General features: G+C 32.8%; 15 protein-coding genes and 1 pseudogene. 6 read left to right on the top strand and 10 right to left on the bottom strand.

Features of this window, described 5'->3' with window-relative positions; all coding sequences use genetic code 11:
- Window positions 1–323 precede the first annotated feature (323 nt).
- Both argB and yihA read right to left on the bottom strand, forming a co-directional pair.
- Window positions 324–1,262, bottom strand: a complete 939-nt coding sequence (gene argB, locus ABWU33_RS03930; protein WP_353281055.1) for an acetylglutamate kinase — start codon at window positions 1,260–1,262, stop codon at window positions 324–326.
- Complete coding sequence (yihA, locus tag ABWU33_RS03925) at window positions 1,237–1,833, bottom strand: ribosome biogenesis GTP-binding protein YihA/YsxC (RefSeq protein WP_369800778.1); 597 nt, start codon at window positions 1,831–1,833, stop codon at window positions 1,237–1,239. The genes argB and yihA overlap by 26 nt, the downstream gene beginning before the upstream one ends.
- A 110-nt stretch (window positions 1,834–1,943) precedes the next feature.
- On the opposite strand from yihA, the gene prfA reads away from it, so the two are divergent.
- The 3 genes from prfA to ABWU33_RS03910 all read left to right on the top strand — a co-directional run bounded on the left by prfA (window position 1,944) and on the right by ABWU33_RS03910 (window position 3,598).
- Window positions 1,944–3,035: a peptide chain release factor 1 gene (prfA, locus tag ABWU33_RS03920; RefSeq protein ID WP_010401258.1), complete on the top strand. Its 1,092-nt coding sequence runs from the start codon at window positions 1,944–1,946 to the stop codon at window positions 3,033–3,035.
- Between the two features lie 118 nt (window positions 3,036–3,153).
- Entirely contained in the window at window positions 3,154–3,429 is a 276-nt protein-coding gene (locus ABWU33_RS03915; protein ID WP_246433219.1) for a hypothetical protein, read from the top strand.
- Window positions 3,422–3,598 carry a hypothetical protein gene (locus ABWU33_RS03910; protein ID WP_246433220.1) on the top strand — a complete coding sequence of 59 codons (177 nt, stop codon included), beginning with the start codon at window positions 3,422–3,424 and terminating at the stop codon, window positions 3,596–3,598. The genes ABWU33_RS03915 and ABWU33_RS03910 overlap by 8 nt, the downstream gene beginning before the upstream one ends.
- Window positions 3,599–3,961: 363 nt before the next feature.
- Here the strand turns inward: ABWU33_RS03910 and ABWU33_RS03905 are convergent, their stop codons facing one another.
- The gene (locus ABWU33_RS03905; protein WP_353281054.1) at window positions 3,962–4,891 is read right to left on the bottom strand and encodes an AEC family transporter; all 930 of its coding nucleotides are present in this window, start codon (window positions 4,889–4,891) and stop codon (window positions 3,962–3,964) included.
- Window positions 4,892–5,144: 253 nt separating this feature from the next.
- Window positions 5,145–5,702, bottom strand: coding sequence for a GNAT family N-acetyltransferase (locus tag ABWU33_RS03900; RefSeq protein ID WP_211908348.1), 558 nt, complete (start codon window positions 5,700–5,702; stop codon window positions 5,145–5,147).
- 16 nt (window positions 5,703–5,718) lie between these two features.
- Between ABWU33_RS03900 and ABWU33_RS03895 the strand changes: the two genes are divergently transcribed.
- Window positions 5,719–6,879: a multidrug effflux MFS transporter gene (locus ABWU33_RS03895; protein ID WP_211908350.1), complete on the top strand. Its 1,161-nt coding sequence runs from the start codon at window positions 5,719–5,721 to the stop codon at window positions 6,877–6,879.
- 440 nt (window positions 6,880–7,319) lie between these two features.
- Here the strand turns inward: ABWU33_RS03895 and ABWU33_RS03890 are convergent.
- Window positions 7,320–8,148: pseudogene (locus ABWU33_RS03890) on the bottom strand (Mur ligase domain-containing protein); the annotation flags it as partial.
- Window positions 8,149–8,174: 26 nt separating this feature from the next.
- On the opposite strand from ABWU33_RS03890, the gene ABWU33_RS03885 reads away from it, so the two are divergent.
- Complete coding sequence (locus ABWU33_RS03885; protein WP_012481726.1) at window positions 8,175–8,843, top strand: septal ring lytic transglycosylase RlpA family protein; 669 nt, start codon at window positions 8,175–8,177, stop codon at window positions 8,841–8,843.
- Window positions 8,844–9,067: 224 nt separating this feature from the next.
- Here ABWU33_RS03885 and ABWU33_RS03880 read toward each other — a convergent pair whose 3' ends face one another.
- Window positions 9,068–9,703, bottom strand: coding sequence for a hypothetical protein (locus ABWU33_RS03880; protein ID WP_250120345.1), 636 nt, complete (start codon window positions 9,701–9,703; stop codon window positions 9,068–9,070).
- A 161-nt stretch (window positions 9,704–9,864) separates the two neighbouring features.
- Here ABWU33_RS03880 and ubiH point away from each other — a divergent pair, with 161 nt between their 5' ends.
- Entirely contained in the window at window positions 9,865–11,013 is a 1,149-nt protein-coding gene (gene ubiH / locus ABWU33_RS03875; protein WP_264337540.1) for a 2-octaprenyl-6-methoxyphenyl hydroxylase, read from the top strand.
- A 211-nt stretch (window positions 11,014–11,224) separates the two neighbouring features.
- Here the strand turns inward: ubiH and ABWU33_RS03870 are convergent, their stop codons facing one another.
- From ABWU33_RS03870 to ABWU33_RS03855, 4 genes are all read right to left on the bottom strand, one after another.
- Window positions 11,225–11,713, bottom strand: coding sequence for a transposase (locus ABWU33_RS03870; protein WP_246433088.1), 489 nt, complete (start codon window positions 11,711–11,713; stop codon window positions 11,225–11,227).
- 76 nt (window positions 11,714–11,789) lie between these two features.
- Window positions 11,790–12,278 carry a transposase gene (locus ABWU33_RS03865; protein ID WP_264337361.1) on the bottom strand — a complete coding sequence of 163 codons (489 nt, stop codon included), beginning with the start codon at window positions 12,276–12,278 and terminating at the stop codon, window positions 11,790–11,792.
- A 65-nt stretch (window positions 12,279–12,343) separates the two neighbouring features.
- Window positions 12,344–13,651 carry an AAA family ATPase gene (locus tag ABWU33_RS03860; RefSeq protein ID WP_353281050.1) on the bottom strand — a complete coding sequence of 436 codons (1,308 nt, stop codon included), beginning with the start codon at window positions 13,649–13,651 and terminating at the stop codon, window positions 12,344–12,346.
- Between the two features lie 317 nt (window positions 13,652–13,968).
- Window positions 13,969–15,027 carry an ankyrin repeat domain-containing protein gene (locus tag ABWU33_RS03855; RefSeq protein WP_264337363.1) on the bottom strand — a complete coding sequence of 353 codons (1,059 nt, stop codon included), beginning with the start codon at window positions 15,025–15,027 and terminating at the stop codon, window positions 13,969–13,971.
- Window positions 15,028–15,214 lie beyond the last annotated feature (187 nt).

Below are 15,214 nucleotides of genomic sequence, written 5' to 3'. Positions count from 1 at the left end.
AAAGCACTCAAATTGACCAAACACACTCAATCCAAAGCGTTTGTAGATTCGATATCTTGAGTAACTTGACGCAGAGAGAATTGTATACCTTAGTCAACTTTTCTAGCGGTATCCATAAGGTAAATCATTATTTGAGTGTTACACCCAAGCCCTCTTTATTTTCCTCTGTTATCAAGCTAAAAATACCATTTGGTTTCATTATGTATACGAAACTATTATGCTTGCAAGAAAAAAAAAACTAAAAAACTGGAAAAGAGAATAGGAATTTGACATAAGCTATTCCCAAATTTTCAATGTTCATATGGTTATAAGCAGTACAGCTATTAATCATCCATTATTGATATACCTGAATTATTCTCAGTAAATAAATCAAGTATAATGTTAGGTACTCTACCATCAACTATGTGAACAACCCCTGCACATTCTTCTACCATTTTAGTATATGACATAAGCCTTTCAACAAATTTTTCTCCTTTAATTTTTCCACAATCAATCGATTCTTTTAAATTTTTAATCAAGACTCTTCTATTGCCAACTTTGTTTATTTCTTCATCTGTATCAGTCAAGATTATCATTTTAGATGCGTAAACTGAAAGTGCAATTGCACTTGCAGTGCTATCAGTATCAATATGATATGTTTCTCCATTTTTTCCATAACCGATAGGTGCAATAACTGGTATAGAATCTGATTCTTCAATAAAGAATAATATATCAGGATTGATTTCAGTTGGTCTACCGATAAATCCCATGTCTAGTATTTTTTCAATATTATTTAATCTATTTTCCCTAAGCGTAGTGCTTATCTTTTCAGCTTTTATGAGGTTGCCATCTTTTCCACATAGTCCAATAGCTGAACCACCAGCAGAATTTATATGCTGAACAATTTTTTTATTAATTGAACCACACAGTGCCATTTCAATGATTTTCATAGTGCTTTTGTCTGTAAGTCTGACACCATTTATAAACTTATCATTCATACCTAGCATTTTTAACACTAAGTTAATTTCATATTCTCCGTCATGAACTACCACCGGATTTATACCAAGCTGTTTCAACAGAACAACATTATGCGCAAAAGCACTAAGCAGCGTTTCATCTGAGATTATTACACTGCTGCATTTGATGATAAAAGTTTCGCCTACAAATTTAGGTATGTTAGACAGAACTTCAAATAATATTTCTGTTTTTTCCTTCAATGGCATCTTACCATTTAAAGATTCATCACTTTTCATTTTTTTATCTTGTAAATTTGAAAAACTCATCTCTTACCTTGGTGATTTTATGCTTAACACGAATGCTTATTTGATGAATTGATACATGTTCATTATTAACCCACTTTTGAGTATTTTCTAGAATAGCATCTAGACTTTCCTGATTCACTTTATCTATTTTTGTTAGCACAATATTAAAGTTAATATTATTACATATTAACCAATAAACAAAGTCTTTGTCTATTTCTTTTAATCCTACCTTGCTATCTATAAGCACAAAGACTCTTTTTAGATTTCTCCTGTGAATTAGATAGTACTCAATTAGGTTTAAGTATTGTACTGCTTCTTCCTTGCTTGCACAAGAATAGCCATAACCCGGTAGGTCGACAATCCTAAACTTATCATTGTACATAGAGTAAAAATTTATTTGTCTAGTGCATCCAGGTTTAGAAGAAACTCTTGCAGCTTTTTTGCTGTTTATCAGCAGGTTGATTAAACTTGATTTTCCTACGTTTGATCTACCAGCAAATGCAATCTCTGGAGCCGACTCATCTGGTAATGATTTTTTGTCTGAAGCTCCAAATATGAAGCTGCAGATTGATGTTATCTGTTTTGCCATTATACTTAGGTAGAAATATTCGAGACAATTATAGTGTTATTGCTTGATATAAGAAATTTTTTATTTCAGTATATATTACTTACTTAAACAGCTGAAAACTAGGCCTGTACTATATGGATATAGAGAATAATTTACAAGACTTAAAAAAAAAGTTTTCTGATGTAGAGAGAAATCTGGAAAACCCTACCAATTTGAGTCAAAAAGAATTCGTTAGTTTTTCAAAGGAATACTCTGAACTCAGACCAATTATCGAGATAATCGATGAATATAATATATTAAAAGAGGAAATTTCAGATTTAGAAGAAATCATGAAAGATGAGAACAGCGATGGTGATATAAAAGAGTTAGCAAAAGAAGAACTTCTTGAGAAGCAAAAGATACTATTACCAAAAGTAAAAGCAAAACTAAAGTTGGCATTATTACCCAAAGATGAAGATGACTCAAGAAATGCAATATTAGAAATTAGAGCAGGCACAGGCGGAGAAGAAGCAGCATTATTTGCAGCGATGTTATTTCGTATGTATCAAAAATATGCAGAAAGAAGAAATTGGAAGTTTGAGCCAATAAGTATTTCTAATACAGGTATAGGTGGCTATAAGGAAGCTTCTGCACTCATTAATGGAACAGAAGTTTTTGCAAGACTGAAATTTGAGTCAGGGGTGCACAGAGTACAAAGAGTGCCAGAAACTGAATCCTCAGGAAGATTGCACACTTCCGCAGCTACTGTTGCAATATTACCTGAAGTAGAAGAGGTTGACTTTGAAATAGAAGAAAAAGATTTACGCATAGATGTTTATAGATCCAGTGGTCCTGGAGGGCAATCAGTGAATACAACTGACAGTGCAGTAAGGGTCACCCACTTGCCAACAGGGATAGTTGTAATACAGCAAGATGAAAAATCGCAGCACAAAAATAAGGCTAAAGCGCTCAAAGTGTTGAGAGCAAGGCTATACGAAATTGAAAGACAAAAAAAAGAAATGGAAAGGTCAACAATGAGGAAAAGCCAAATTGGTTCTGGAGATCGCTCTGAACGTATAAGAACTTATAACTTTCCACAATCAAGAATAACAGATCATAGAATTAATCTCACTTCACATCGACTAGAACAGATTATAAAAGAAGGTGAACTAGATGAATTTATTGAGGCATTGATTTCACGAAATGAAGCAGAAAGGTTGACTGGAGGGGGTAATGTTACTTTTTGATGGAAATTTGAAACAAAGCATAGGTATCAGGTTAAAAAGAAGTAAAGTTAGTTGTTCATAAGGTTGACAATTATTTAAATTTATGCTGTAATTAGCAGCTCTATAACTTACAGAAACCATGGAAGTTGAATTGAATCAATATGTTAATAGTAACACCTTAGAGTTAAATAATCTATATGTATATATGGAAAAGCTAGTAAACTTTTTACAGAAAAAGCAAAATATTACAAGCTTGACTTTATCTAATTGTTATATTGATGCTCAGTGCGGAGAAGTTTTAAATGAAGCATTAGAGAATATTAATCTTCCAAATATTACTGAGTGTAAATTAACTTCTAGCATTATTGGCGCAGAAGGCTCAATAGCAATCACTAAATTGTTAAAGAATGGGTAACTTTCCAAATCTTGTTAAACTTGATTTAATTTCTAATGATATTGATGTTGAAAGTAGAATAATATTAATGAGTGCGCTAAGGGGTGGTAGTTTTTCAAATATTAAAGAATTTAATTTACTTTATGATAACGTTTGCAAAGAAGGCATAGCAGCATTACGTGAATCATAGAACAACAATATGCTTCCAAATCTTATTAAGTTTAGTTTTCCCTTTAGTATTACTAATGATAACAAAGATATGGAAATGTCAAGCGAATACCTATTCGGTTAATAGCATCATATAGAAAAAGGCAAGTTACATTTATTTGTTGCTGCTCATAGAACATCCAAATTCAACTATAGACCTGCTAAAAGGTGTAGGAAATCTTACTGCTATTGACATTATTGCGAAAATTCCATCAATTGATAACTTCCTATTCTGTGTAAAAAAATAAGAAAGGAGAGGAAAAAAGGATTAGTTTCTTTTATGATTATCCAAGAAGTCTATTCTAAATTCAAGTTTTGTGAATAGGCCTAGCGCTTAAATTTTTGATCAAAAAGGGACAAGTTTAGTAAAAAATAATGATATTATAAGTGGAACATAAAATAGTCCCACTGCAGTACTAATTAGGAGCAATAAAGTAGCTTTATCTGGTTGGTAATTTAAAATATTAGCAAGTATTATACTGGATCCAGAAATCGGAATAATAGCCAGTAACATCAGTGCTTTATAGATGCTTTCATCGTATATACCTGTAACATGCTTGTCTAGCAAGATAATTCCCAAAACAAATAACGGCCAGAATATGTACTTTGCTACAATAGTGGTCAAGGCAAGCTTCCAATCTACTTTAAAATTTGTAATTTGTGCAATACTTACTCCAAGCAGCACCATTCCTAATGTGATAAATGTACTTCTGATATTTATCATAACATCTGTCAAAAAAGTGGGTATTTGTATATCATATATACTTAAAAAGAAACCTAGAATCATTGCATATAATGAGGGAAGTTTGAGTAACTTTAATACGCATTCTTTTGCAGTATAGATACCATTTGCAGCTATATAAAATCCCAAGCTATTTTCAAATAGTGCCATTCCTATGTAACAGACAACATACACAGACACTGAATCTTCATCAAATAAAGCAATGGCAATCGGTAGACCAAAATAACCCATACTTGTGCTGCCCGAGCTAAACGCTAATATGTTTCTCGTGTTGTCCTTAAATAAAAAAGAAGAAAGATAATACACTGATAAAGATATAGTACTACCTATAAACCATATCAAAATCGGCAGAGAAATTACTTTTAAATTAACTTCTGTATGAGATACTCCGTATAAAATCACTATTGGATTAGCTATATAAAAGAGTATTTGAGATATAGTATTTCTATCAATTTTAAGATATCTTCCTGCTAAGTAACCAATAAGTATTGTAATGTAAATAGGTAATATTTTGAGGAAAAGAGTAAAGAACATACTAGCCTATTGTGATATCTTTGCTGATAAAGTGATATTAGATTTTAAGGTATTGTAAAAGTAAGTAAAATTTATTTTCCAATTAATCAAGTTCATAGTTAGTTAAAAAAGATTCACTGAGTGCCAAAATTTGTTCTTATATAGGACTTAATAATGATATTTTTATGATTAAATTATGTTAAGTTTGTATAAAGCTCCTTGTATATTGTTATAAACCACTTGTAGTAATTTAGGTAGATTGTTGAAAAAACACTCATCTTGAATGGTTCTCAGGAATTCTTGCCTTAATCATTAAAATCGCACTATCACTTTCCATAATTTTTTTAAAGCCAACTTTTTCGTAAACACGGATTGCACAAACATTTGCTATACCTGGGTCGACAAAGGCATTCTCATAAACTTTAAAGACAAATTTGTTTAAAAATATATTCAAAGCTTGTGAACCAACTCCTTTACCTACATAATTCAGCTCTCCGATATACCAGTCTATAGCAGCACAACTTTCTGGAAGTTCTAAAGTGTTATAGACCTGTTCAGGTGGGAAATCATGTTTGTTGTAATATTGAATATAACCAATATCAACTCCATCACAATTAATAATGAATGCGTGCATTGGTTTTTCAATAATTTGTGTCTTAGATTTCAAACGTTTGAATCCTTTAACGTAGTTGCTATATTTTTTCTCAATTAACTCTGGTGTCCAATTTATATCCGCATCCCACCACTTCTTTATATGGTGTGTTTCTACCCATTTTAATAATAGTGAAAAATGTTCTTCTTTCAACGCTTTAAATGTGATATTTTTATTCATTAATTAAAGATTTTAAGTGTTACTACCGTTTTTATTAATTCTATCTCTAATTGCTAAGTTCATTGAAATTGATATTTCTGTACCTAGTTTTCCTGATATAGTACGCTATTTTAACATACCGGAAGGCACAATTCAATTAACTATTGCTTATAATTTTTTAGGCGTTTGCATAGGAGGGTTATTTTTTGGTCCATTGTCTGAATGCTATGGAAGAAGAAGGATGATGATCATAGGCAACACTTTGCTACTCATCGGTGCTGTTGGCTGTATTTTTGCGCTGTCAGTTTCTTGGCTTTTAATCTCTCGCTTTATTCAAGGCATTGGTGTTAGCACATCTGTAGTTGTGTTTGCAATTATTGCAGACAGCTATAAAGGCAACGAAGCAGTAAAATTTATTGGAATCATGAATTCTATTCTCACAGTTCTCATAGCAATTGCACCAGTATTAGGCAGTTTCATCAACAAAATTGTTGGGTGGCGTGGCAACTATGCAAGTGTTGCAATACTTTGTTTCATCTCTTGGGTTTTGCTGCTTTTTCTGTTACCAGAAACAAAAAAGGACCGTGATATTTTTAGTCTAAAAAAAATGATGAAAGACTATAAAAAATTATTATCAAGTTCAAAATTTATGGTGTTGTCTTTGGCACAGAGCCTTTTTTCTGCGGCTTATATGTCATTCATTACTTGTGGCCCTTTTTTGTATATGGAAACTTTTGGTTTATCCAGCACTATTTATGCGCTACATCAAGGTGCAATGGTTGGATCTTTCTCACTAATTAGCCTGTTTTCCAGTAAGATCTTAAAGAAACTTGGAGCAATTTGGTGTGTAATTTCCGGTACAGGCGTAATTGCTATTGGATCCCTATCACTTTTAATATTCAGTATAATCATGCCCAGTGCTTACTACTTAGTAACGCTGTCTATGGCTATTTTTTGTATTGGCTGTGGAATTTGTCAAGCAGTCATTTTCAATGCATCATTAAATATTTTCCCTGAAATGAAAGGCACAACTTCTTCTGCAATTTCATTTATTAGAGCTTCTATCATGGCTATTTTTATCGGCTTAACAAGCTACGTTTACGATGGTCAAGCAACCAGTGTAGCTATTCTTGTTTTTTTTGCAGTAGTTCTAATTTACTGTCTATTTATTGTTTTCAAGATCTGGAAAAATCTATAATCACCATATAGATCCTTCTCATTTCTAGTTATTGCGGTAATATGTATTGTAACTTTGCCAGCTGCTCTAGATGTATCTCTTCCAAATCACCTAATCTATATTAGTTAAAGAGTATTATCTTGCTCATGCATCTAAAGTTTGAGAGCCAAATTTCAGCAATCCAATCAAATTCCAATTTTTTTCAAACAACTGTTTCTTGCTATTTTTGTACCTTAAAAAATTTAGCTTACTTTTACGCTAGCTTGTTCAAATAGCATTAGTACGATTTACTTTTTTTGAATGTAGAGATTTTCTAGGGATTGTCCTCTTAAATTCTATAGTATCTTGTTTAACATTGAAACGAGAATCCAGTTTCAAGCATTGAGGTGATGAAGAAAGGGCTGCTTTTATTCCATCCCTCTCAACTACTCGAGTAGTGGACAATGGAATACGATTACTTTCGTTTATACTAATCAGCACGTCAAATTCTATGCTATTATTGTGTTGTTTGATGTTGCTAGCTCTAATTTTACCATTTCCAAACCAAAACTTTATAGAATGACTCGCATCATGATTGATGTCTGCAGAATCAGGCAAAATAGCAAAATTCGCGCTGTTTACAAATCTAGAAAACGCATTTTTGATGTCGTTAAATGTACCGTAATGGTCTATATGGTCGTCATTAATACTTGTTACAACAGCAATATCTGCAGGAATTTTTAACATAGTTCCATCAGACTCATCAGCCTCAATTAAGAAAATGTCACTTTTGCCAAGTTTTGCATTACTCTGATAGGAATTTAATATTCCTCCAACAATTACAGTGGCGTCATCACCAGAATGATCAAAAATGGAAGCAATCATAGCTGTCGTCGTCGTCTTGCCACTTGAACCTGAAACTGCTATCACATATTTACCTTTCATAATTTTAACCAGCATGTCTGACCTATGCAAAACGGTTTTATTGCTATTTCTTGCTGCAACTAGCTCCACATTATCAGGTTTTATTGCGGAAGAATGTACAACTATTTGAGCTTGTCTAATACTACTTGCATTGTGACCAATATAGACCTCTATACCTAATTTTTGTAACCTGTCTATATTGTCGTTTGATCGCGTATCACTGCCTTGAACTTTATAACTGGAATTATGAAGAATTTCAGCAATTGCGCTCATTCCAATTCCACCTATACCGATTATATGTATTACTTCTTTTTTAGTGCTGTGCATATTTGGCAGTAGACGTTTACTTATTACTAAATTTATTATAGTATAATTTAAAACCCTCATGGTATCGAACCATTTCACTAAGTACAATGATAAAAAAACTAGCCTTTCTATGTCTAATATTCGTTTTGATGAGTAGTTGTAGTTTTAGCAATAGGTGTAATCACACCGCAGGTCATTATAAAATTGGCAATAGCTATACAATAAATGGTATCACCTACCACCCAAAATACTGTAGCTGTTATGAGGAAGTAGGAATAGCATCGTGGTATGGAATAGAAGATCATGGCACAATTACAGCTAACGGTGAAGTGTTTAATCGTCACTTGATTTCTGCAGCACATAAGACCTTGCCCCTACCCTGCTTTGTTCGTGTTACTAATTTAGAAAATGGAAGGAAGCTTGTTATAAGAGTTAATGATAGAGGGCCATTTGTTGAAGGTAGAATAATAGACTTGTCAGAAAAAGCAGCACAAGTTTTAGGACTTCATAAGTCTGGGCTTGCTAAGGTAAAAGTCGAGTACTTAAGAAAGAGGTCAGAACAATTGATACAAAATACTCCTCATTACAAAAGGCAATATGAAAAAGAAATGCAGAAACGTCACCCAAAACAAAACAATGCAGAAAGTAAGGGATATGTAGCATTTTTTGTAAACGCTCAGGTAGCTAAATCAGCTGCATCAAAGCTTCGTAATCAAGGAATAGAAAATGTTAGATTGCTTTTCAAGAATGATCAATATTGCGTAAAAGTAAGTTAAAACCTGCATTACAGATTGTGTAGCATGCCAGAAACTATTTGACAAATGAGAATGTTCCAAAAGCATGTGCGTCAAGTTGAGAAACTATCGTGAAATATAGCAATATTTAAGATTGGTATTTTATTTGTTACATTTCAGGTAGTGACAGCTACCTCAGCTATAGCTGTAAAAAATAATCTACCACTTAAGAAATTTCATTAAAAAAATAGCATAATCTTATTTCTCTAAAAAATACTATCTTCAACTTGAATATGTTGAAAAATATTTTGCGTATTATCCAAAAAGTCATCCTTTATAGCAGCTAGCTCGGATTGTTTTTGAGATAGATTATCTTCTATTGTTCTATTAAAACAATCAAGATCATTGCACTTTAGTTGAGAGCGCATGTCTCCATTTTCATATAAACCTCGTATAACGTCATAATATGCTCGAGTTACATCAGTTTCTGGTTGTTGCTTTTCTTTGAGTATTGCCTTTAATTTTGAATCTATGTCTAATTCTCTTTTTATAGCTTCAGTAGCATTTTTATGATATTTTTCATAATCTTCAAAACTTTTTAATATTTTACCTTTTACTTCATTTTGTAACATCTTTAGCAAATCTTTAGCATGAGGTTTTTCAATTTTTTCCTTCCACTCATCATACGTATATTCTTGTCGACTACCATATTTTGTATCCTGACACTCACTTCCTATGTTAAACAGCTCTTTGTTACAGATTTTATCACCCTGATAAAAGTAATCGCTTATATTAATTTTATCGCTAGTTAAAGTTTGTCTAATTGCTGCTTTATTTTCTGCAAGTTCTTCTCTGTACTTGTTAATGCAATTTAGTAATTCTTTTTTGCAATCTGTAGTCATAATCTAGCTCCTTTAATAAAATTAGACCTAATCTAGTGTAAAATAATTAATATTTTATTACTATTTTGGTTATAACTAAGATAGTAATGAGAAGTTCAGTATCTACAAAGTTCGTTTAAACTATTTTAAAAATGGGTAGAATGTAATTTTAGGTTAATAAAATGAATTACGATGTAATCATTTCAGGTAGTGGGCTAATTGGTCTTATTACTGCTATTGGCCTGAGTAATGACTCTGTATCTGTAGCCGTAATTGAGAAAAATAGTTTACCACGTGCAATTGATGATAATCGAGCATTCGCTATTTCTCAAGGATCAAAAAAAATACTAGAAAAATTAGGGATTTGGGGACTCTTAGAAGGCGAAGCTGAACCAATACTTGATATATGCATATTAGATGGAGATAGTCCATTTACTGTGCATTATGACCATAAAATGGTCGGTGAAGAGCCAATGGGCTATGTAATCAAGAGCGCTATTATATGGAATGCAATCAATAATAATTTTTTGCATAAACTCAATATATATTCTCCACGTTCCTATAAAACAATTTCTTGTGACGAAGGATACGTGGAAGTTACTCTTGATAATGATCAAAAATTGATATCATCGCTATTTATCTGCGCTGAAGGTAAAAACTCTAAGCTGCCAGAGCTGTTTTCTATACCAATGATAAAATTTGGTTATAAACAAAATAGCATGGTATTTAATGTAAAACATGAACTACATCACCAAAACTTAGCTGTAGAGCGGTTTTTTCCTGGTGGTCCATTTGCAATTTTGCCAATGAAAGGTGGCTATACTTCTTCAATAGTTTGGACAGAAAAATGCGAAATTTCAAAAATGCTGATGAGCTTATCCGAAGAGGAATTTGTCACAGAACTCAAAAAAAGATTTGGTTCTTATTTGGGAGAAATTGAATTAGAGGGTGAAAGAAGACTTTATCCTTTGAGTTTTACTTTTGCGAGAAAGCTGCATAAAAGCAGAATTTTGCTTATTGGCGATGCAGCACATTCAATCCATCCAGTTGCAGGTCAAGGACTTAATCTTGGAATGAGAGATGTAGAGAGTGTTATTAGACAAATAACTACTGCAAAAGCGTCTGGCATTGATGTTGGCAGTAATTATCTATTGAAGAAAATTTCACGTGACAGATACTTTGATAATTTTACTATGGCACTTGCAACTGATGGACTAAATAGGATATTTTCCAACAGAATATTTTGCGCTAGAGCATTTGGTTTAATGATAGTTGAAAATTCAAATTTTCTTAAAAAACGCTTCATTCGCCACGCTATGGGGTTTATATAAATCATTAGATTTCTTTCATCATAATCAGGTGTCATTAGAGTAGTTGACACTGGAGCCCAAATTCCATAATGTCATGCCAGTGCCCAGACACTGGCATCCAGAAAAATTTATAAGCAAACTTGAGCTTATGCTAAATTTGATGAAATGAAAAACTGGATTCCAGCAGGCTTTGTTGCATTACTCTTCGGATAATAGGTAACGTGGAATAAATTCATGAAGCTATCTCAAATTTAGCCATGCCTATATCAGTAAATTTGTTAAGCAAATAACACTTGAGTAGCAGTTCTCTCTCACGATTAACCTCAGATTTGTTTCTAAAACTAAACCCAAATGTTTGCTTCAGTCGCGAGAAAAAACTTTCTATATAAGATCTCTTCCCATAATTTATCTCTTTTTTCCACCTCTTCATACCATCTTCATCATATGACTTTATGAGCTTGATTGTAGAATTTCTCTCATCCATATAATCCAACTTTGGATGCTCTATTGCATTATTTTGCGGAGGAATCCTTGTCTTTATGTCAAGCTCATCGCACAGTTTGTATAACTTCTTTCGATTATATGCCCTGTCTGCATATAGTGTGCTTATATTATATTTAACATCAATCCTTGCAATAAGATCACATGCTCCATAGTGGTCAGAATAAACTCCGCCACTGTATTTTGCTGCTATAACTTTTTTGCTACCTATCTCTAGCATTACATGCAGTTTTCTTGTTTGCTCATAGCAGCGATACTTTCTATCTGTACCATTTGCCTTGCTATGACCTGGAATATTATTGTAGATCAGTACTATCTATGGCAATCTCAATATCTTCTGTATTATTTTTATCATGTCTTCGATCATTAATTTTGATGTTAAGTTTTTTAAGCCTTCTTGAGGCCTGGGAATAGCTAATAACTTGCAAGTTTTTCCTTACTTGCTCAAGGTACCCTGCTATAAATCCCGCTGTTTGTCTCAGATCTATTCTAAATAAATAAGTTATTATGTGAACCAGAATCACGACCTTATCGCTATAAATATAGTTGCCACCAGCCATTTTTGGACCTTTTTCGTACCAATTTTCTATGGCATCATTGACGTAATAAAAAATATTTCCCCTCTCTTGGAGAAATTTGTTATATTCATGGCAGTTACTGACTCTCATTTTTTGTGGCATATTTTTCTTTAGTAGGTTAAATGCTTGTCTTATAGTGAATTTTGTCAGTAACTGCCAGTTCTTTTTATTTGACCTATGCAACAAAGCCATTCCAGTGTCACGCACTGGAATGACATGATTCGAATTGTGTCACTTGCATGGCGTCATCCCAGACTGTGTAGTAATTCTCTTTATTCCTTGATTTGCCGCTTACTTACTCGAGAAGATACATCACTCAATGAAGAGCTTACTGATGAACTTCTAGATAAGCTTCCAGATGATAGCCTTATATCCTTGTTTTTAGTTTTTCCGTTACTATGTTTCTTATCTAGCTCATCTTTTATGTTATGCTCCTTTTTGAAATTTTTACAGAAAGTGCGAAGATATTTTATTTCGCCTTCCTTTTCTGTAGTTTCGTTTATTTTATTGATTAAGCAAATCAGATTTGCCATTGCGAATCCCTTACTAGCCTGTACAAGAATTTTCATATCGCTATCTTTTAATTTTTCGAGCCGTTCTTGTAACATTTTTTGACGTGTATCGTCTTTATCCAGCCCAGGAACCTCAATACACTCCAAACGACCACCCCTAATAAGCGCAGGATCTAAATGATTCTTATGATTAGTTGCAGCAACTACCGTTATATTTTTTGAGGATAAAAACTCTCCATCCAATTTAGTGAGTAAATGAGTTAAAGGTCCTGCATTTTCAATGGAAGTGCGCTTTTTGCCAATGCCGTCAATCTCATCTATAAAAATTATACACGGACTGTTTGCCTCTGCTTTCTCAAAAACCTGATCTATATTTGATTGATTAGACAAGCAAGATGCAGAAACAGACATAAACGCAAACAGAGATTTAGTTTGATTTGCAATTGCCTTACTAATACTAGTCTTACCAGTTCCTGGTGGACCGTACAAGAGATATCCTCTGCCTTGTAACTTACAAATCCCTTTCAATTTTTCTTTTATGTTATTTGGTAATATAATATCACTAAATGTTGTATTCCACCCTCTTTCTTCACCTTTTGCATAAAATTCCATACTCAACTTTTCTTCTACTTCATCTATTGCAGTACTATTAATTAACTGTGCAGAAAGGTCACCAACCACTTTTTCTAACCCCTCCACTTTATCTTTCGTTACAAAACTATCTGAAATTCTCTCGACTTTTTTTTCTAGATCACTAAGCTTCTTTTTATTTTCTTTAGCCTCTTCATTCTCTAATTCTTCTTTACTTGACTCTTTATTTAGCTCTTTGACTTCAGCTTTCGAGTTTTCTTGAGATTTTTTACTTTGCTCAATCATTTTATATGAAAACACAATTACTACTGCAGAAAGCGCAAACAAAATAAAAATAACAGGGGGAGCTATATTTAAAGCTGCAACTGAAGATAAAAATGCAACGTAAGGAGCTACAGCAAAAACTCCAGATGTAATTAATGTAAGAGAAGCAATAGCACCAGCTATAAAAAAAGGTATATTAGCTCTACTAGACATATTTTAGCTTATAAACAGTGAATTTATAAATAATACATTTAAAGAGTACAAGCTTTTCATAGTAAAGCAAGACTAAATAAAGAGATAACTCAAGGTGTCCTTAATCAATCTATAATCGAGGTATTATGCAGTATTAAGATATAAGATGGTATGTTGTATTTTTAATTCAGTGTTCTTTTTCTTTCATTCCAGGGTACTGGAATGATAGATGCTATGATAAGAAATTCAATAACTTAAAGTAGGTAATTAAAGCCTCTAATTAAGATCTAAATCTATAGTTATTATAAGCAACACTAAAGAAGTGCGGAAGTAAAAAGTTACGAAAGAGCATTATGTATACGTATGCTTTGTAGATCTACACTTTGCCACCCTTCTGTTAAGCTTTGCCTCCCTTCCATTACGTTTTGTCGCTCTTTTATTTCTTTTATTTCGTTATCGAATTTTGACATTAGATATTTAGCATAACCAGATGTTAATGCTGTTGATGCAGATACAGCTATTGCTGCCGTAACAGATGTTAATGTAATTTCCATTGTCTCGGTTATAAAAAGCGTCGATGTTACAAAATTCCCTAACATGGCAACTAAGCCACCAACAACTACACTACCTTGAACTACTTTATTTTTTAAAAACCCTTTTATACTCTCTACCGTATCTTCTTGGTGATTTATAATGGCATAATACAAAGGAGTTTTCTGCAAACTATCTTTTTCATAAACATCTGCACCTCTGTCTAGTAGAGCATCTACTATCTCTAAATAGCCATTTTTAGCAGCATAATGCAAAGGAGTACTACCATTTCTATCTTTTACATGAACACTTGCGCCTTCAGCTAACAGAGCATCTACTACCTCTACATGGTTACTTAAAGTAGCATAATGCAAAGGAGTACTACCATTTTCATCTTTTACATTAATATCTGCACCTGTTTTTAGTAGAACATTTACTACATCTATGAGTTCATATATAGTAGCATAATGCAAAGGAGTACTACCACCTCTGTCTTTTACATTAACATCAGCACCTTTTTTTAGTAGAGCATTTACTACACCTACACATCGACTATAAACGGCATGATGCAAAGCAGTCTCTCTATTTTCACCTTCTACATGAACATCCGCATGCCTATCTAATAAAACATTCACTAAATCCTTACAGCCAGCTGCTGCAGCTGCAATTAATAATGTAAATTCGGCATCAGGATCACTTTGGATGAATCTATGATTTATACTAAAATTTTTATTTTCCCACTCTTGATACGCTATTGTATCTTCCCTTCGCAATACTTCTTTTATTTTATTAATTACGTTATCTTTATTTACACTTGCATCTTTATCAATTGCACTTAATATCTTTTTCAGATTTTCAAAATCCATCTTTACCTCCTATAACTTTACGTTGCAGTTACTACACAATTACAAACAAAAGTAAACACATTTTTGGAAATTATTTAGAAAAAGAATCCATTAAAAAAGTCAGTGATTTGCAATAAATAACTGATCCATTTAATTGAAAGAAATATGTGATGTAACTATAGTCATTATAAACAACAATAGAAAAAAC

It is taken from the genome of Wolbachia endosymbiont (group B) of Cyclophora punctaria (genome assembly GCF_964028235.1).
Lineage (GTDB): Bacteria > Pseudomonadota > Alphaproteobacteria > Rickettsiales > Anaplasmataceae > Wolbachia.
This window is presented reverse-complemented; position numbering and strand designations above follow the sequence as displayed.